The organism is Romboutsia ilealis, from assembly GCF_900015215.1.
Lineage (GTDB): Bacteria > Bacillota > Clostridia > Peptostreptococcales > Peptostreptococcaceae > Romboutsia > Romboutsia ilealis.
The window spans coordinates 2,306,464-2,327,086 of record NZ_LN555523.1 but is presented as its reverse complement, the minus strand read 5'-3'; the positions used below and the strand labels follow the sequence as shown (position 1 = coordinate 2,327,086).

General features: G+C 29.5%; 15 protein-coding genes, 1 pseudogene and 1 riboswitch. All 16 genes and pseudogenes read left to right on the top strand.

Annotated features, from left to right (window positions below; translation table 11 throughout):
• The 16 genes and pseudogenes from CRIB_RS12780 (at window position 1) to purH (ending at window position 20,615) form a co-directional block, all read left to right on the top strand.
• A complete protein-coding gene (locus CRIB_RS12780) occupies window positions 1-2,073 on the top strand; it encodes a Gfo/Idh/MocA family protein (protein WP_330404871.1) in 2,073 nt (690 codons plus the stop codon).
• 29 nt (window positions 2,074-2,102) lie between these two features.
• The gene (locus CRIB_RS10895; RefSeq protein ID WP_180702389.1) at window positions 2,103-3,125 is read left to right on the top strand and encodes a Gfo/Idh/MocA family protein; all 1,023 of its coding nucleotides are present in this window, start codon (window positions 2,103-2,105) and stop codon (window positions 3,123-3,125) included.
• Window positions 3,107-3,997: a sugar phosphate isomerase/epimerase family protein gene (locus CRIB_RS10890; protein WP_180702388.1), complete on the top strand. Its 891-nt coding sequence runs from the start codon at window positions 3,107-3,109 to the stop codon at window positions 3,995-3,997. The genes CRIB_RS10895 and CRIB_RS10890 overlap by 19 nt, the downstream gene beginning before the upstream one ends.
• Before the next feature lie 250 nt (window positions 3,998-4,247).
• Window positions 4,248-5,717, top strand: coding sequence for an MFS transporter (locus tag CRIB_RS10885; protein ID WP_180702387.1), 1,470 nt, complete (start codon window positions 4,248-4,250; stop codon window positions 5,715-5,717).
• A 259-nt stretch (window positions 5,718-5,976) separates the two neighbouring features.
• A complete protein-coding gene (gene larB / locus CRIB_RS10880) occupies window positions 5,977-6,720 on the top strand; it encodes a nickel pincer cofactor biosynthesis protein LarB (protein ID WP_180702386.1) in 744 nt (247 codons plus the stop codon).
• A gap of 28 nt (window positions 6,721-6,748) precedes the next feature.
• Window positions 6,749-7,932: pseudogene (gene larC, locus CRIB_RS12675) on the top strand (nickel pincer cofactor biosynthesis protein LarC).
• 45 nt (window positions 7,933-7,977) lie between these two features.
• Window positions 7,978-8,079: riboswitch (purine riboswitch) on the top strand.
• Between the two features lie 200 nt (window positions 8,080-8,279).
• Window positions 8,280-9,743: an IMP dehydrogenase gene (gene guaB / locus CRIB_RS10865; protein ID WP_180702383.1), complete on the top strand. Its 1,464-nt coding sequence runs from the start codon at window positions 8,280-8,282 to the stop codon at window positions 9,741-9,743.
• 3 nt (window positions 9,744-9,746) lie between these two features.
• Complete coding sequence (gene guaA / locus CRIB_RS10860) at window positions 9,747-11,279, top strand: glutamine-hydrolyzing GMP synthase (RefSeq protein ID WP_180702382.1); 1,533 nt, start codon at window positions 9,747-9,749, stop codon at window positions 11,277-11,279.
• Window positions 11,280-11,782: 503 nt separating this feature from the next.
• On the top strand, window positions 11,783-12,805 hold the full coding sequence (locus tag CRIB_RS10855; RefSeq protein WP_180702381.1) for a BMP family lipoprotein: 1,023 nt from the start codon (window positions 11,783-11,785) through the stop codon (window positions 12,803-12,805).
• Window positions 12,806-13,307: 502 nt separating this feature from the next.
• A complete protein-coding gene (locus CRIB_RS10850) occupies window positions 13,308-14,639 on the top strand; it encodes an NCS2 family permease (protein ID WP_180702380.1) in 1,332 nt (443 codons plus the stop codon).
• 242 nt (window positions 14,640-14,881) lie between these two features.
• A complete protein-coding gene (gene purE, locus CRIB_RS10845; protein ID WP_180702379.1) occupies window positions 14,882-15,358 on the top strand; it encodes a 5-(carboxyamino)imidazole ribonucleotide mutase in 477 nt (158 codons plus the stop codon).
• 6 nt (window positions 15,359-15,364) lie between these two features.
• The gene (gene purC / locus CRIB_RS10840; protein WP_180702378.1) at window positions 15,365-16,060 is read left to right on the top strand and encodes a phosphoribosylaminoimidazolesuccinocarboxamide synthase; all 696 of its coding nucleotides are present in this window, start codon (window positions 15,365-15,367) and stop codon (window positions 16,058-16,060) included.
• Between the two features lie 11 nt (window positions 16,061-16,071).
• Window positions 16,072-17,439, top strand: a complete 1,368-nt coding sequence (purF, locus tag CRIB_RS10835; protein ID WP_180702377.1) for an amidophosphoribosyltransferase — start codon at window positions 16,072-16,074, stop codon at window positions 17,437-17,439.
• On the top strand, window positions 17,433-18,503 hold the full coding sequence (gene purM / locus CRIB_RS10830) for a phosphoribosylformylglycinamidine cyclo-ligase (protein ID WP_180702376.1): 1,071 nt from the start codon (window positions 17,433-17,435) through the stop codon (window positions 18,501-18,503). The genes purF and purM overlap by 7 nt, the downstream gene beginning before the upstream one ends.
• Window positions 18,497-19,090, top strand: coding sequence for a phosphoribosylglycinamide formyltransferase (gene purN / locus CRIB_RS10825; protein WP_180702375.1), 594 nt, complete (start codon window positions 18,497-18,499; stop codon window positions 19,088-19,090). The genes purM and purN overlap by 7 nt, the downstream gene beginning before the upstream one ends.
• Window positions 19,083-20,615 (top strand): bifunctional phosphoribosylaminoimidazolecarboxamide formyltransferase/IMP cyclohydrolase, encoded by a 1,533-nt coding sequence (purH, locus tag CRIB_RS10820; protein WP_180702374.1) that lies wholly within the window; start codon window positions 19,083-19,085, stop codon window positions 20,613-20,615. Before purN ends, purH begins: the two co-directional genes overlap by 8 nt.
• Window positions 20,616-20,623: the final 8 nt, after the last annotated feature.

The following is a 20,623-nucleotide window of genomic DNA, read 5'->3' as shown; positions in this document are numbered from 1 at the left end:
ATGTTACAAAATATACATATATCAGGTTTCTCAGATGAAATAAGTAGTGATTTTACTACTCAACTAGAAACTGTTAAAAATCTAGGAATGAATTATATATCTATAAGGGGGGTAAATGAGAAGAATTTTAGTGAATACTCTATAGATGAACTTAATGAGTATATAAAACCTAAGTTGGTTGAATATAACATAAAAGTTTCTTCTATAGGTTCTCCTATAGGAAAAGTATTTGTAGATGATAATGAAGGTTTTGAAAAGCAAGTTGATTTATTAGAAAAGCTTTGCAAAATGGCTAATATATTAGATTGTAAATACATAAGAATGTTTAGTTTTTATATTCCAAAGGATAAAAATCCTGAAGATTATAGAGATGAAGTAATAAAAAAATTAAAAATATTTGCTAGCATAGCAGAAAAATATAATGTAATTCTTCTTCATGAAAATGAAAAAGATATATATGGTGATATAGCTAGTAGATGTTTAACTATATTTAAAGAAGTTGATTCAGATAATTTTAAGGGTATATTTGATTTTGCAAACTTTGTTCAATGTAAAGAAGATACTAAAGAGTGTTATAAACTTTTAAAAGATTATATAGAATACTACCATATAAAAGATGCTAATCAAGCTGATAAAGAAAATGTTGTATGTGGTACAGGTGAAGGTAAAATAGAGGAAATCTTAACAGATGCTATAAGAAATGGATACGAAGGTTTCTTAACTATGGAACCACATTTAGTAATATTTGATTCATTAAAAGATTTAGAATTAGAAGATGTTCATGACATTATAAAGACAGACAAGGGGTTAGATGGTAAAAGTGCATATGCACTTCAGTATAAATCTTTAGTAGATATACTAAAGAGTATAGATTTTAGATTAAAAACAATAGGGGGAAGAGAAATGAAAGAAGTTAGATTTGGGATAGTTGGTATAGGGCAAATGGGAGGATCTCATGCAACTTGGTTAGCAGAAGGAAAAGTTAAAAATGCTAGACTTACAGCTGTATGTGATGTTAATCCAGAAAAAAAAGAATGGGCTTTAGAAAAATTACCTAAAGATGTTAAATTCTTTGATAACTACATAGATATGTTAGATAGTAAAGAAATAGATGCAGTATTAATAGCAACACCTCACTATGATCACCCTGTAATAGCTATAGAAGCATTAAATAGAGATTTACATACATTAGTTGAAAAACCAGCTGGTGTTTACACTAAAAAAGTTAGAGAAATGAATGAATTAGCAGAATCTAAGCCACACTTAACATTTGGTATGATGTTCAACCAAAGAACAAATCCGCTATATCAAAAAATAAAAGAAATAGTATCAAACGGAGAAATAGGGGAAATAAGAAGAACTAACTGGATAATAACTACTTGGTGGAGACCACAAGCATACTATGATATGAGTAGCTGGAGAGCAACTTGGTCTGGAGAAGGTGGAGGAGTTTTAGCAAATCAAGCACCTCACCAATTAGACTTATGGCAATGGATATGTGGGATGCCATCTAAAGTAAGAGCAAACTTACAATTTGGTTCTCACAGAAATATAGCAGTTGAAGATGATGTTACTGCATTTGTTGAATATCCAAATGGAGCTACAGGAACATTTATAACTTGTACACATGATATATTAGGAACTGATAGATTTGAAATACACGGTGATAAAGGAAAGATATTAGTTGAAGGAAGTAAGAAGGTAACAGTTAAGAGAATGAAAGAAAGTGAAAATGAATTAAACAAGAGATTAACATTTGCTGATGTTGCTAACTTATTTAGAGGCGAAGGTATGTCAGATATATTTGATGTTGAAGAATTTGAAATACCGGATCAATGGGGAACTCAACATATTAACGTTATGATAAACTTTACAGAAGCTATATTAGAAGGAACTCCATTATTAGCTCCTGGAACAGAAGGTATAAAAGGTGTAATGTTATCAAATGCAATGCACTTATCTAGCTGGTTAGGCAAAGATGTTGAATTACCATTCAATGAAGATTTATATTTATCAGAACTAAATAAGAGAATAGAAGAAGAAGCTAAAAATAAAGAAGAAGTTTTTGTATAAGAGATATAAAGCAGAAAGAAGGGGAATGTATGGCTCTAAGAGTGGGTATCATAGGTCTAGGAGATGTTTCTATGATTCATCTTCATTCTATCAAGTTAAGTGAGAAGGCAGAATTAGTAGCAGTATGTGATATAGATGAAACTAAGAGTAGCTTAATTGAAAATGTGAATTTCTATACTGATTATATAGAAATGATTCAAAAAGAAAATTTAGACTGTGTGCATATATGTTTACCACATTACCTTCACTACCCTGTAACTAAAGAAGTGGCTAATCTAGGAGTAAATGTACTCCTAGAAAAACCACTTTGCTTAAATACAGAGGAAACTGAAAAATTTATAGAGTTAAGTGATAGCACAGATAAAAATATATGTATATGTTTACAAAATAGATATAACAATACTGTTGAAAAACTTAAAGAAATAATTAATTCTGGTGTTTATGGAAAGGTAATAGGAGTGAAAGGTTTAGTTGCATGGAATAGACCTAATGACTATTACACAGTAAAGCCATGGAGAGGCAAAATGGAACTAGCTGGTGGTGGAGTTATGATTAACCAGGCAGTACATACATTAGATTTAATGCAATTATTAGGTGGGAAGATAGAATCTATAAAGGGAAATATAGATAATTTCTTAGACTATGACATAGAAGTTGAAGATACAGTAAATGCAATTATAAATTTTGAAAATGGAGCAAGGGGAATTTTCTTTGCAACAATAGCTAATGCAACTAATTCTAGTGTAGAAATAGAAGTTGTATTAGAAAATGGAATATTTAGTATTAAAGACAGTAAATTATATAGACATATAGACGGAGATCTAATTGAAATAGCGGAAGATGAAAGACTTAGTGGTTTAAAGCATTATTATGGGGCTAGTCATGGTAAATTAATAAATAAATACTATGACTGTTTAATGAATAACTCTAAGGATTATATTCATATAAAAGATGCTATACCATCTATAAAAATTATAGATTTAATAAGAGAGTCTTCTGAATCAAGAAAAACAATACTTTGGGGGGATATATTATGCAAAAACCTACAATAGGCGTTCAAATGATGATGCTAAAAGATAAAATAGCGAAAGATGGAATAAGAGAAACATTTAAAAAAGTTAAAGAATTAGGATTTTCTACAGTAGAATTATCACAAGTTGAAATGTCACCTGAAAACGTAGCTGAAATAAAAAGTTCTTTAGAAGAATTTGATATGAAAGTTTGTGCTACAAGTGCATCTATAAAATCAATGATGCCAGGAATAAAAATGGAAAACTTAAGAGATGATTTTGATAAAATAGTAGCAGATACTAAGGCTTTAAATTGTAAATATATAAGAATAGGTATGATATCATTTGATTGTTTAGGATCAAAAGAAAAAATAATAGAATATACTAAAGAATTAAATGAAATGGGAAGAAGATTAAAAGAAGAAGGTTTATCACTATATTATCACAACCATCACATGGAATTTTCTAAATATGATGGTAAATACTTAATGGATATAATGGTTGAAGAAAGTGATCCAGAATACTTAGGATTTGAACTTGATGTACACTGGTTACAAAGAGGAGGAGTAAATCCTTTGGAATGGATAAAGAAATTAGAAGGAAGAACTAAGATAATACACATAAAAGACTACAGAATAAGTCAAACTCTTGATTTATCTGGTGGAGTAGAAGGTATAATGAGAAGTATGGCTGATGTAGTTGAATTTGCTGAGATAGGTGAAGGAAACTTAGACATGAAAGCGATAATAGATTTAGCTGGAGAAACAGGAGTAGAGCATATATTTATAGAGCAAGATAATACATATGGTAGAGATCCATATGAAAGCTTAGAAATAAGTGCAAGAAACTTAAGAAATTTAGGTTATGAAGATAGATTTAATCATAACAGTATATGTTGTGATTTAAGTATGTAATATAGAAAATTATAACCTTATTTAGCATTGTTAAAACTTATATGCTTTAACAATGCTAAATTAAAAATATATATAAATTTTGTACTGGTGATTGTTAAAAATATTTAAGTTGATTTGGACTAATATAAATAATTTATTAAATTATAAAGTAAAGAATAAATAAGTAAATTATACAAATTAGTAAATACTAAAACAAAAATTAGTATTTTGAAATCCGGGAAAACGTTATTAAAAATTAGGGGGATAAACTATGGAAGGGAATTTAGCTAAAGTAAAGAAGTTTTCTGACAATTTAGATATATATAATGACTGTCCAACATGGAGATTAGGATTATTTGCTTTAAATAATATAGCTACAAATCTGTATATGTTTGCTATGGGGTATATATCAATGTATGCAAGTGGTATAGCTGGGTTATTAGTTACAGTGGTTGGTTTTATACTAACAGCAATGCGTATATTTGATGGGATTACAGATCCAATAGTTGGATTTTTAATAGATAAGACAGATGGTAAGTTTGGTAAGTTTAGACCATTTATAGTTGTAGGTAATATTATATTAGGAATAATGACTTTTATAATATATACAACTGTACATAAGGTTCCTGAAAATATTAGATTAATATACTTTATAGGATGTTATGCAGTTTATATAATTGGATATACTTGTCAAACAGCTTGTACAAAGGCTGGTCAAGCGTGTATGACAAATAACCCTTCTAAAAGACCTAAATTTGGTTTATTTGATGCGATATATAATGCAATACTTTTCAATGGAATGCAAATATATATGTCAAGTTACTTAGTTCCTAAGTATGGTGGATTTGGTGAAATCGGTTTATATCATGAATTAATAACATTTACTATAATAGTTTCAGCTATATTAACGTCATTAGCAATAGTTGGTATATGGACTAAGGATAGAAGTGAATTTTTTGGTTTAGGCAGCAAAACAAAAAAGGTTGGATTCAAAGATTATTGGCCAGTATTAAAAGGAAATAGAGCTTTACAAATGCTTGTAGTAGCAGCAAGTACTGATAAAATAGCCTCAAATGTTGCATCTAATGCAGCGGTTACAGTAATGTTATTTGGTATATTAATGGGAGATTATTCTTTAGCAGGCACTATAGGTACTATAGTATTGATACCAAATATATTAATAACTATGTTTGGTACAAAATATGCACAAAAACTAGGGCAAAAGAAAGCTTTAGTTTTAGGAACATGGGCTTCAATTATTTCTTTTACTGCATTATTTGCATTATTAGTATTTGGAGATCCAACACAAATAAGTTTAAAAAATGTTGGTTTTATGACAATAGCATTTATAGGAGTATACATACTAGCAAGAGGATCAGTATCTGTTTCTGGAGCATTTGTTATACCGATGATATCAGATTGTGCTGATTATGAAACTTATTTAAGTGGGCGTTTTGTACCAGGTATGATGGGAACATTATTCTCATTTATAGATAAGTTAATATCATCTTTTGCAACAACAATAGTAGCATTTGGTGTTGCATCAATAGGATTTGCTGATAGAATGCCAGATGTAACTGATACTGCTAATCCGCAAATATTCTGGATGACAATGTTTTTATTTATAGGAATGCCAATGTTAGGATGGATAGCATCTTTAATAGCGATGAAATTTTACCCACTTGATAAAGTTAAAATGGAAGAAGTTCAAGCTCATATACAAGAACTTAAGAACGCATAAAAAATATATTTGTATAATCATATATAGAATGTCAATAAATTGTCATTGGATAAAAAAGAGTAACTCTGATAAACGGAGTTATTCTTTTTTATTATTCATCTATAAAATTTTATTAAAATTCAACTTATAAACCGTTTAGTTACTAGTAGTGCTATAATTTTAATATATTATATTTTTAAATCTGAAATTAATTATTGGAGCTAAATAGATATATTATGATTAATATGTATTGAAGTATATAAACAAGAGAGGATTGTATATGGACTTAAGGAAGTTATTAGAAAATGTTAAATGTGGATCTACTAATATAGATGATGCTTTAGATTCACTTAAGAACTTACCATATGAAGATATTGGATATGCCAATATAGATCATCATAGACAAATAAGAAATGGATACCCAGAAGTTATCTATTGTGAAGGTAAGAGTGATGAACATATATTAGGAATCATAGGTAAAATGGTAGAAAAAAAATCAAATATACTGGGAACTAGATGTAGAATAGAAACTTTTGAAAAAATCAAAAATATTTATCCTAATTGCGAATATGAAGAACTATCGAAAATATTAAAGATTAGGAATAATGAAATACATAACAATGGTAAAGGAAAAATCGTAGTTGTTAGCGGAGGAACATCTGATATACCTGTTGCAGATGAAGCCTACTATACTGCGAAATTTTTAGGCAATGATGTTGAGAGAGTTTATGATGTTGGAGTTGCCGGAATACATAGATTACTAAATAAAATACATATATTACAAAGAGCTAGGGTAGTAATTGTAGTGGCAGGTATGGAAGGAGCGTTACCTAGTGTAGTAGGCGGTCTTGTTGACGTACCCGTCATAGCGGTTCCTACATCTGTTGGATATGGAGCCAACTTTGGTGGGTTGTCTGCACTTTTAACCATGCTAAATAGCTGTGCATCTGGTATATCTGTCGTTAATATAGATAATGGATTTGGAGCAGGATATTTAGCGTCAACGATAAATAAACTAGACTAGATTTGGGATAGAATTGAGGAGAGTAAACATGGAAGAAAGAATACTTTATTTTGATATAGTTAATGGGATATCGGGTGATATGACTATAGCTGCATTATTAGGTTTAGGAATATCTAAAGAAATTTTTCTAGAAGAAATAAAGAAATTAAATTTAGGTGATGAATTCAATATAAATATACAAGAGAAAAATGAAAGTGGAATAGTAGGAATAAAAGTAGAGGTTATTACAAAGGAAGTTAATACACATAGACATTTATCTGATATATATGAGATTATAGATAAATCTTCTCTTAATGACTCGGTAAAAGAAAATGCTAAAAAAATATTTATGGTAATAGCGGAGGCAGAAGCTAAAGTACATGGAACAACTATAGATAAAATACATTTTCATGAAGTTGGAGCCATAGATTCTATCGTAGATGTAGTAAGTGCATGTATATTAGTAGACTTACTATGTGTAGACAAGATATATGCAACAACAGTTCCAGTAGGGTCAGGGTTTGTAAAATGTGACCATGGTCTTATGCCGGTGCCTGCACCTGCAACAATAGAAATTTTAAAAGGAGTACCTATAAGGTTAAATACAGTTAAAGGTGAGTGTACAACACCAACAGGTGCGGCCATAATAAAAACTCTATGTGATGATTTTGTAGATGTGTTAGAACTTGAAGTTAAGCAAATTGGTTATGGAATTGGACATAAAAGATTTGAAATACCTAATATATTAAGAGCTATTTTAGGTGTAAAAAAAAAGAAGAATTTATATATGAGATAATTGCAAATATTGATGATATGTCTTCTGAAGTATATTCGTATATATACGAAATATTTATAGATAATGGTGTATTAGATATCTATACTGAAAGTATATATATGAAAAAAAATAGACCAGCAACTAAGTTATGCATTTTATGTAAAGAAGAGGATTTAAATAAATTCGTAGACTTAATTATATTGCAAACTAGTACATTTGGTATAAGATATACTAAGTACAATCGAGTAACATTAAACAGAAAATTTACTGAAATAGATACTAAATATGGTAAAATAACAGTAAAATTAGGCTATTATAATGGGAGACTGATTAGAGTTACTCCTGAATATGAAGATTGTAAAAACATAGCAAAAAACAAGAATATTCCTTTAAATAGTTTAATAAATAATATAAACTATTTAATAAATAAAAAATTTAATATAAATTTATTGACATAAGGAATAATTTTTGATAAATTAATATTCAACTTAAGAAATACTTAATTAAATAAAGAATACGTCACTCGTATATACTCAGAAATAAGGTCTGAGAGTTTCTACCGAGATACCGTAAATATCTTGACTATGAGTGAAATTATTATAAATAAGCATTAATCAAGTAAATATATAGGCTGATAAATATCCCTGTATATTAGCTATAACTAAAATGCTTAGAAAACCTGTATAGTAATTTCACTTTTTAAAAATGGAATTATTATACAGGTTTTTTTATAATTATTTTAAACCGAATGAAATGATCTAAAATTAGATATATATTCGAAAAATAGAGAAGGGGAGAATTAAAAATGGCTAAAATACTAAAAGAAGGCTTAACATTTGATGATGTTTTATTAATACCACAAAAATCAGAGGTATTACCTAAGGATGTAGATACAACAACTTATTTAACAAAGACAATAAAATTGAATATTCCCCTGATGAGTGCAGGAATGGATACTGTTACTGAATCTAAGATGGCAATATCTATGGCAAGACAAGGTGGAATAGGTATAATACACAAAAATATGTCTATAGAAGAACAAGCATTAGAAGTTGATAAGGTTAAGAGAAGTGAAAGTGGAGTTATAGTAGATCCTTTCTATTTATCTAAAGATAACAGTATACAAGATGCAGATGACATAATGGCTAGATATAAAATATCAGGAGTGCCTATAGTAGATGAAAGTCATAAATTAATAGGAATAATAACTAATAGAGATATAAAGTTTGAAGATGACATGACAAAGAATATAGAAGATGTCATGACAAAAGATAATTTAGTTACAGCTAAAGAAGGAGTAACTTTAGAAGAAGCTCAACAAATACTAAAAACTCATAAAATAGAGAAATTACCTATAGTAGATGAAGAAGGACACTTAAAGGGATTAATAACTATAAAAGATATAGAAAAGAAAATACAATATCCTAATTCAGCAAAAGATTCACGTGGAAGATTATTATGTGGAGCTGCAGTTGGAATAGGTGCAGATATTATGGATAGAGTAGGAGCTTTAGTTAAAGCTAGTGTTGACGTTATAGTCTTAGATAGCGCACATGGTCATTCAAAAGGCGTAATAGATGCACTTATTAAAATAAAAAAAGCTTATCCAAGTCTTCAAGTAATAGCAGGTAACGTAGCAACTCCAGAAGCAACAGAAGATTTAATAAAAGCAGGAGCTGATTGTGTAAAGGTAGGTATAGGACCAGGTTCTATATGTACAACAAGAGTTGTTGCAGGTATAGGAGTTCCTCAAGTTACAGCAGTTATGGATTGTGCAGAAATTGGTAAAAGATATGGTGTACCTGTAATAGCAGATGGCGGTATAAAATATTCAGGAGATGTTGTTAAAGCATTAGCAGCAGGAGCTTCAGTATGTATGATGGGATCATTATTTGCTGGAACAGAAGAAAGTCCAGGAGAAACAGTTTTATATAAAGGAAGATCTTATAAAACATACAGAGGCATGGGATCTATAGGAGCTATGGAAAGAGGCTCTAAAGATAGATACTTCCAAAATGATGCTAAAAAATTAGTTCCTGAAGGTGTAGAAGGAATGGTTGCATATAAAGGAAAAGCTGAAGATATAATATTCCAAATGATAGGTGGGATAAGAGCGGGTATGGGTTACTGTGGAGCACCGACATTAGAAGATTTAATGAATAATGCAGCATTTATAAAAATAACAGCGGCATCGTTAAAAGAAAGTCATCCGCATGATATAACAATAACTAAAGAAGCTCCAAACTACAGCACGCAAGGAGAAATATAATATATGAAGCATGAATTAGTATTAGTAGTTGACTTTGGGGGTCAATATAATCAATTAATCGCAAGAAGAGTAAGAGAGAATAACGTATATTGTGAAATAATACCTTATACTACAGATATAGAAAAAATAAAAGCTATGAATCCAAAGGGAATAATATTCACTGGTGGACCCAATAGTGCTTATTTAGAAGATTCACCTAAAATTGCTAAAGAAATATTTGAAATAGGAGTTCCTATACTTGGTATATGCTATGGAATACAAGTAATGTCTCATATACTTGGTGGAAATGTAAGAAAAGGAACAAATGCTGAAAAGGAATATGGAAAGACTGAAATAACATATAATGAATCTGCTATATTTGAAGGGATATCTACAAATATAGTATGGATGAGTCATACAGATTTAATAGATAGACTTCCAGAAGGATTTAAATCGATAGCACAAACTAAAGATTGTCCTGTAGCAGCAATGGAGAATACAGAAAAGAAATTATATGGAGTACAATTCCATCCAGAAGTTGAACATTGTCAAGACGGAGATAAGGTACTTAGAAACTTCTTATACAATGTTTGTGAAGTGATTGGAGATTGGACTACAGATTCCTTTATAACTGATAAAATAAAAGAATTAAAAGAGATAATCGGAGATAAAAAAGTACTTTGTGCTTTAAGTGGTGGAGTAGATTCATCAGTAGCGGCAGTACTTGTTCATAAAGCTATAGGTGACAACTTAACTTGTGTATTTGTGGACCATGGCTTACTTAGAAAAAATGAAGGTAACGATGTAGAAAGAATATTCAGGGATAAGTTTGATATGAACTTAATAAGAGTCAACTGTGAAGATAGATTCTTAGGTAAATTAAAAGGAGTAACAGAACCTGAAGCTAAGAGAAAAATAATAGGTGAAGAATTCATAAGAGTATTTGAAGAAGAATCAAATAAACTTGGAAAAATGGATTTCTTAGTTCAAGGAACTATATACCCAGATGTAGTTGAAAGTGGACATGGAGAAGCTGCAACTATAAAATCTCATCATAATGTTGGTGGAATACCTGAAGATATAGAATTCCAAATAGTTGAACCTTTAAGAGAATTATTTAAGGACGAAGTAAGAAAAATAGGATTAGAATTAGGAATAGATGAAGATTTAATATTTAGACATCCATTCCCAGGGCCAGGACTTGGAATAAGAGTTATAGGTGAAGTAACTAAAGAAAAATGTGATATCTTAAGAGAAGCAGATGCTATATACATGGATATATTAAAAGAACATGGTTTATATAAGGAAATATGGCAAGCATTTGCTACACTTCCAGATGTAAAAACAGTTGGAGTTATGGGAGATGAAAGAACATACGCTTATTTAGTAGGTATAAGAGCTGTTACATCTTCTGACGGAATGACTTCTGATTGGTACAAAATGCCATATGATGTATTAGAAAAGATATCAAATAGAATAGTAAATGAAGTTGATGGAGCGAACAGAGTAGTTTACGATATAACTTCTAAACCACCAGGAACAATAGAATGGGAGTAATTAAATAAAAATAAAAGGCATTTGCCTTTTATTTTTATTTAATTATTGGGAAAATATAAAAAATATCAGTATTAAGTACTACAGTAATAATGAGTAAAAATACGATATAACAAATCCAACTTTTAAGGTTGGTAATGATAGAATATCAAAGTTTTAGGATTTAATAAATAGATTATTGAGTTTATATTATTTATGAATAAAAATTCGTATTTTAAAAAGATATATGAATAAAAATTCTAAAATAAATTGATTTATAACGTAAATTACGAACTTTAATTCAAAAAAAGTAATGAAATATACATGAAAACTATTGCAAAAATATGTAATATCAACTATAATATGAATATAAAGTTAATAAATGAAGAAGCTTTATTAGGTTAAAAAATAAGTTTTTAAATTAATATTATTAAAATATTAATTTAGTAAAAATAAAAATCATTAGGAATATAAAATAGAAATATTATACAACCTATAGTATATTAAAAGGTATTAGGAGGAAAATTATGAAATTTAAAAAATTAGCAGCATTAAGTACAGCAGTAATAATGTCAGCATCTATGTTAGTTGGATGTGGTAATGGTGAAACAAAAGAAAATGCAGATAAAACTTTAAAGATTGGTATGGTAGCTGATATCGGTGGTATAAATGATGAGTCATTTAATCAAAGTGCATGGGAAGGGCTGCAACAAGCAGAAAAAGATTTTGGAATAGAAGTAAAGGTAATAGAATCTAAACAAGCGTCAGAATATCTTCAAAATATGGAAAGTTTATTAGATGAAGACGTAGACATGGTAATAGGTGTAGGATACACTATGAAGGAAGATATACAAAAACAAGCAGAAAACTATCCAGATAAGCAATTTGTATTAATTGATGAAACATATGATACTATACCTGAAAATGTAACACCTATATTATTTAGAGAAAATGAAGCAGCTTATTTAACTGGACTTGTAGCTGGTAAAATGACAAAGGCTAATAATGTAGGATTTATAGGAGGTATCCAAACTCCTGTTGTATCTAAATTTGAATATGGATATAAAGCTGGTGTAAAAGAAGCTAATGAAAAAGCAACTGTTAATGTACAGTATGCAGGAACATTCTCAGATGCAGCTAAAGGAAAATCTATAGCTAATCAAATGTACGGAAATGGATCAGATATAATACTTGCTGCAGCTGGAGGAACTGGATTAGGTTCGATAGAGTCTGCTAAGGAACAAAATAAATATGCTATAGGAGTAGATAGAGATCAAAGTGATTTAGCACCAAATAATGTATTAACATCAGCATTAAAAAAAGTTAACGTAGGTGTATATGACACAGTAAAAGAATTTGTAGAAGGTAAGTTAATAAGTGGGCAAGAAAAAGTTTATGGACTTAAAGAAGATGGTGTTGGTATACCAGAAAGTACAAAGAATTTAGTTCCACAAGATATAATAGATTATGTTAATTCTATGATAGAAAAAGTTAAGAGCGGAGAAATAAAAGTTCCAGCTACTGAAGCTGAATTAAAAGCTTTTAAATAATGAAGATAAAGACTCTAATAATTGAAAAATTATTAGAGTTTTTTTACGCTTAAGGATATTATAATACATAAAAAATGTAGATAAATTCTGAATGTAAGTAATATCAATAAATTGGTTTTGAGCGTAAAAAAGATTTTGAGCAACGGACGAAGTCGTTGGCGACATGAGCGAAGCGAATTTTTTATTAATTTTAATTGATAGATAATTTAATACTTATGAAGAATAGAATATATAATTTTAGATTTTAAGGAATTATTATATTTATATTGTTTATAAGTTTAAAAATTAATTAAATTCGTATTTTTAATGAAATATATTTTTAAACTTAACTCAGAAAAGCTATTTACAGCTATAAATACGAACTTTAATTCATTTATAATTAAAAATATACCGAAAAAACTATTGCAATTATATGTACATTATAATAGAATTATTAATGTAAAGTTAATTTAGTTTAGAACTTAATTTAATTAAAATAGAAAAAATAAATTGGAGGACGAATATGCAAACTACTCAAACGACCAATAGAGGATGGTTAGATAAGACTTTTAAATTATCAGAAAATAATACGAACGTAAAAACAGAAGTAATAGCAGGAATAACAACTTTTATGACAATGGCATATATACTAGTTGTAAATGCTAATGTACTTTCAGAAACAGGTATGGATAAGGGAGCAGTATTTGCTGCAACAGCAATAGCAGCATTTATAGGAAGTTGTACAATGGGACTTTTAGCAAATTATCCAATAGCACTTGCTCCAGGTATGGGACTTAATGCATTTTTTGCATACACAGTAGTTTTAGGAATGGGATATAGTTGGCAATTTGCTTTATGTGCAGTATTAATAGAAGGAATTATATTTATATTACTTACAATAACAAATGTTAGAGAAAAAATAATAGACTGTATACCACCTGTATTAAAACATGCGGTTACAGCTGGAATAGGATTATTTATAGCATTTATAGGATTAGCTAATGCAGGTATAGTAGTTAATGGAGCTACAATACTTCAATTAGGAAATTTAACAGATCCATTAGTATTATTAACTTTATTTGGTTTAATATTGGCTGGTATACTATTAGCTAAAAATATTAAAGGGGCATTCCTTTTAGCTATGATAGTTGTATCTGTAATAGGTATGGTAGCAGGTCTTGTTCAAATACCAAATGCAGTGGTATCGGCTGCCCCATCAATAAAACCGATATTTATGCAAGCTTTCTCAGTACCTATGAACCAAATATTTAGTTTTGATATGGTTGTAGTTATATTCACATTCTTATTTGTTGACTTATTTGATACAGTAGGATGTTTAGTAGGAGTTGCTTCAAAAGGAAATATGTTAGATGAAAATGGAAAACTTCCAAAGGCTAAACAAGCATTATTTGCAGATGCTATAGGAACGACAGTAGGAGCTTTACTTGGAACATCTACTGTAACAGCATATGTTGAAAGTGCATCAGGAATAGGTGAAGGTGGAAGAACAGGATTAACATCAATAACAACAGGATTAATGTTCTTACTTGCATTATTCTTTGCACCAATATTTACATCAATACCAACGCAAGCAACAGCGCCAGTTCTTATATTAGTAGGGGTTATGATGGCGAGTTCGCTTACAAAGATAGATTTTAACGATTTTACAAATGCAATACCGGCATTCTTAACATTTGCGATGATGACACTTGCTTATAGTATAGCTGATGGAATAATATTTGGTATAATATCTTTCACAGTTTTAAAATTAGCTACTAACAAGAAGAATGAAGTAAACTTATCATTAATATTACTTTCTATATTATTTATATTGAAATTTGTATTTTTAAAATAATAAACTAGCCTAGCACTATAAAAGTGCTAGGCTTTTTAATTTAAAGAAATAACTGATTTTACGAATAATTAATAAAGTTATTATAATAAAGTTCGTAAAATACTTGATAATAAATGAAATATATAATAAAATAAAAATATAATATTACGGAATAAAAGGAATATTATAATACTAATAATTAATAATGTTCAAAAAAGGTTTAACTAAAATGAATAACATATTATATTTATGGAGGAGTAAACATGAAAGTAGCTGTAATAATGGGATCAAAGTCAGATTATCCTAAATTAGAAGAGGGGATAAAGTTACTAGAAAGATTTGGTGTAGAAGTTGATGCAAGAGCATTATCAGCACATAGAACACCAAAGCAATTAGTAACGTTTTTAGCAGAAATAGAAAATGATACAGACGTAATAATTGGAGCAGCGGGAAAGGCAGCACATTTACCGGGAGTAATAGCTTCTCATACATTAATACCAGTAGTAGGATTACCAATAAAATCATCTACAATGGATGGTTTAGATTCACTTTTATCAATAGTTCAAATGCCGCAAGGTATACCTGTAGCAACAGTGACAATAGATTCAGGTATAAATGCAGCATTAATGGCACTTCAAATTATGAGTATTAAATATCCAAACGTAAAAGAAGATTTAATTTTATATAGAAAAGAAATGGAAGAAAAAGTTCTAGAAGCAGATAAAAACTTAAGGGGGTAATTTATTATGTTATTATATGAAGGAAAAGCAAAACAAGTATATTCTACAGAAAATGAAAATGAGTTTATAGTTTATTTTAAAGATGATGCAACAGCATTCAATGGGGAGAAAAAAGCTCAAATATCGTCAAAAGGTATTTTAAATAATAAAATCTCTACAATAATATTTGAAATGTTACACAAGGAACAAATCGAAACACACTTCGTAAAAAATATATCAGAAAGAGAAATGTTAGTTAAAAAAGTTGAAATACTACCACTTGAAGTAATAGTAAGAAATATAACTGCAGGATCATTTTGCAAGAGATATGGAGTAGAAGAAGGTATAGTTTTAGATGAACCAATATTCGAATTATCTTACAAAAATGATGCATACGGAGATCCTATGTTAAATGATGACCATGCTGTAGCAATGAAATTAGCTACTAGAGAAGAATTACAATTTTTAAGAAATGAAGCCTTAAAAATAAATGAAATTATGAAGGAATTTTTCTTAAAAATGAACTTAAAGTTAGTAGACTTTAAATTAGAGTTTGGGAAAGATAGTAAAGGAAATATAATATTAGCGGATGAGGTATCTCCTGATACTTGCAGACTTTGGGATGTAGATACAAATGAAAAATTAGATAAAGACAGATTCAGAAGAGATCTTGGAGATTTAGTACAAGGTTATGAAGAAGTTCTTGCTAGAATGAGTAACTAGGAGGACATTTTATGTGTGGTATAGTAGGGATTTATTCAAATAAAGATATAGCTAAAGAATTATATTATTCTTTATATTCAATTCAACATAGAGGACAAGAAAGTTGTGGAATAGCAATATCTAATGGTGACAATATAAATTATAAAAAAGATATGGGCTTAGTTGGAGATGTATTTAAAGAAAGTGAGTTAGCAAACTTAAAAGGAAGTATAGGTATAGGGCATGTTAGATATTCAACAGCTGGAGGAAGCCATTTAGCAAACTGTCAACCGCTTGTTGGAAGATGTAGAAAAAGAGAATTAGCCCTAGCTCATAACGGAAATCTAGTAAATGCAAATTATTTAAGAGATATGTTAGAAGAAGATGGATATATGTTTCAAGCCAATTCTGATACAGAAGTGATTTTATATATATTAGCTAGATACTATAAGGGAGATATAGTAGAAAGTATAAAAATAACTATGGATTATATAAAAGGAGCATACTCTCTTGTAATAATGGGAGAAGATGAGTTAGTAGCAGTCAGAGATCCACATGGATTTAGACCTTTAGTATTAGGTAAAAAAGGTGATGAGTATATATTTGCTTCAGAAAATTGTGCAATAGATATACTTGGTGGAGAAGTAATAAGAGATGTTGAACCTGGTGAAATAATAGTTGCAAAAGATGGTAAGCTTAAATCTTATTTCTATTCTGAAAATTATAAACCGGTTAAGAGAAGTTGTATATTTGAACATATTTACTTTGCAAGAAATGATGCAACTATAGATAATGTAAATGCATATGACTTTAGAGTTAAATGCGGAGAAGTATTAGCTAAAGATGAGGATATAAAAGCTGATATAGTAGTGCCAGTTCCTGATTCGGGATGGGCAGGAGCAGTAGGTTATTCTAATGAAAGTAAACTTCCTTTAAGTGAAGGGTTAGTTAAAAATAGATACGTAGGTAGAACATTTATAAAACCTACTCAAGAAGAAAGAGAAATAGGGGTTAAGATAAAATTAAATCCATTATCAAATGTAGTAAAAGGTAAATCTATAGTTTTAGTTGATGATTCTGTAGTTAGAGGAACAACTTCTAAACTAATAGTAAAATCACTTAGAGATGCAGGTGCAAGTGAAATTCACTTAAGAATAACATCTCCTCCAGTACAGTACTCTTGCTACTATGGTATAGATACACCGCACCGCTCAAACTTAATAGCTTCAGGTAATGATGTAGAATATATTAGAGAATATATAGGGTGTGATTCTTTAAAATTCTTAGATATAGATTTAATGGTAGAAGCTACAGAAAATAAAGCTACTTTTTGTAAAGCTTGCTTTGATGGAGATTATCCAGTTAAGAAATTAGATAGGGAGGAACTACTTTCATGTTAACATACAAACAATCAGGTGTAGATATAGACGAGGGAAACAGAGCAGTAGATCTTATAAAAGGGAAAATAAAATCTACTTATGATAATAATGTAATAGGTGATTTAGGAAACTTTAGTGGACTATATAGCCTAAAGGAATTTGTAGGCATGGAAGAACCAGTTTTACTTTCTTCTACTGATGGAGTTGGAACTAAATTAAGATTAGCTCAAATGATGGATAAACATGATACAGTAGGGATAGATTTAGTTGCAATGTGTGTCAATGATTTAATATGTCAAGGAGCTAAACCATTATTCTTTTTAGATTATATAGCTACTGGAAAATTAGTTGCAGAAAATATAGATCAAATAGTTGGTGGTATAGTAGATGGATGTAAAATGGCAGGATGTGCGTTAATAGGTGGAGAAACTGCTGAGATGCCAGGGATGTATGCTGATGATGATTATGATTTAGCAGGATTTTCTGTTGGTATAGCAGATAAGACGAAGATAGTTTCAGGTCAAAATGTTAAAGCAGGGGATGTTTTAATAGGGATATCATCAAGTGGGGTACATAGTAACGGATACTCTTTTATAAGAAAAATATTTTTAGATACATATAATTATAAGTTAGATCAATATATAGAAGAATTAGCAATGACTTTAGGAGAAGCTTTACTAACTCCAACAAAAATATATGTTAAGTTAGTATTAGATTTATTAAAACAATATGATATAAAATCAATAGCTCATATAACTGGTGGTGGAGTTATAGAAAATATACCAAGAGTTATACCTAAAGGGTTAGGAATAGATATAAATAAAAATTCTTGGGAAAAACCAGCTATATTCAAATTAATAGAAAGCTTCAATGCGATAGATGAAAGAGAACTACATAAGAGCTTTAACATGGGAATCGGATTAGTTATGATAGTTGAAAAAGACAAAGCTGAAGAAGTCGTTAACTTTATAAATAATAGAGAAGAAGAAATAAACATAGATGAAAAATACAATGACTTACTAAAAGACAGAGCATATATAATAGGTGAAGTTGTTGATACACATGATGGAGTAAATTTATGTTAAACATTGGAGTTTTAATATCTGGTGGAGGAACAAATCTACAAGCTATTATAGATGAAACAAAATCAGGTGCAATAAATGGTACAGTAAAGCTTGTTATTTCAAATAAAGAAGATGCCTATGGTTTAGAAAGGGCTAGACTAAGCAAAATTAAAGCAGTTTATGAAACTGATGAAGATAAAATAATAGAGCTATTAAAAGAAAATAACATAGATTTAATAGTTTTAGCAGGGTATTTAAAAATAATAACTCCTAAATTTGTAGATGAATTTAGAAATAAAATAATAAATATTCATCCATCGTTAATACCTTCTTTCTGTGGAAAGGGGTATTACGGTGAAAAGGTACACCAAGGTGTTATAGATTATGGTGCAAAGGTAACTGGAGCTACAGTACATTTTGTAGATGAGGGAGCAGATACTGGAGCAATAATAATGCAAGAAACTGTAAATGTAGAACAAGATGATGATGCAAAGTCTCTTGCAAAAAGAGTTTTAGAAGTTGAACATAGAATTTTAAAAGAAAGTATAAGATTGTTCTGTGAAAATAAATTAAGTATTCAGGGTAGGAGAGTGTTTATAAATGAGTAAAAGAGCATTAATAAGTGTGACAGATAAAAGTGGAGTAGTTGAATTTGCTAGAGAACTAAACAATCTAGGATATGAAGTTATATCTACTGGTAATACATTTAAGATACTAAAAGAGAATGGGGTAAATGCAATAACAATTGACGAAGTTACAAAATTCCCAGAAATGCTAGACGGAAGAGTTAAGACATTAAATCCATATATACATGGTGGAATACTTTATAAAAGAGATGAAAAATCTCATGTAGATACTGTAAATGAATACAATATAGGTTCTATAGATTTAGTAGTAGTTAACTTATATGATTTTGAAGGAACTTTAAAAGCTGGAAAAAGCCATGAAGAAATGATAGAAAACATAGATATAGGTGGACCATCTATGATACGTTCTGCTGCTAAAAACTATAAAGATGTAACAATAATAGTTGATGTAGCTGATTATGACACTATAATAGAAAAGCTAAAAAATAATGAGTTAACTTTAGAAGATAGAAAAAGGTTAGCTTATAAGGCATTTTCAACTACAGCAAGATATGATGCTCTTATATCTACTTATTTTGCTAATGAAGTAGGTGATAAGTACCCAGAAATACTTAATTTAACTTTCCAAAAGGAACAAACTTTAAGATATGGAGAAAATCCACATCAAGCTGGTGTTTTATATAGTCAACCAAATGCGAAAAATCCAATATTAAATTATGAACAATTAAATGGAAAAGAACTTTCTTTTAATAATATAAATGATTTACATGGATGCTTAGAAGTTATGAGAGAATTTAAAGATAGTGAAGAAGTGGTTTCAGTAGCTATAAAACATACTAATCCATGTGGAGTAGGACTTGGAGCTAATGCTTTAGAAGCTTATACAAAATGCTATGAAGCTGATACAGTTTCAATATTTGGTGGAATAGTAGGTATAACTTCAACAGTGGACGTTGAAACTGCTAAGAAATTAAATGAAATATTCTTAGAAATAGTAGTAGCTTATGATTTCACAGAAGAAGCTTTAGATGTTTTAAGACAAAAGAAAAACTTAAGAGTATTAAAATTAGCTAAAATAGAAGAGAGTTTACAACCATACGATATGAAATATTTAGATGGTAAGTTATTAATACAAGATAAAAATAATGTATTAGCTAATAAGTATGAAACAGTAACAAAAGTAAAACCTTCTAAAGAGCAACTTAGAGATATGGAATTTGGTATGAAAATAGTTAAAAACATGAAATCAAATGCCATAGTTATAGTTAAAGACGGTCAAACTTTAGCATCAGGGTGTGGTCAAACATCAAGAATATGGGCACTTAAAAATGCCTTAGAAAATAACAAAGATAAAGATTTTAAAGGAGCCGTACTTGCTTCAGATGCATTCTTCCCATTTGATGATTGTGTGACATTAGCTAATGAATATGGAATAAGTGCAGTGATTCAACCAGGTGGTTCAATAAAAGACCAAGACTCAATAGATGCTTGTGACAAATATGAAATGACAATGGTGTTTACAGGAACAAGACACTTTAAACACTAGGGGGTAAA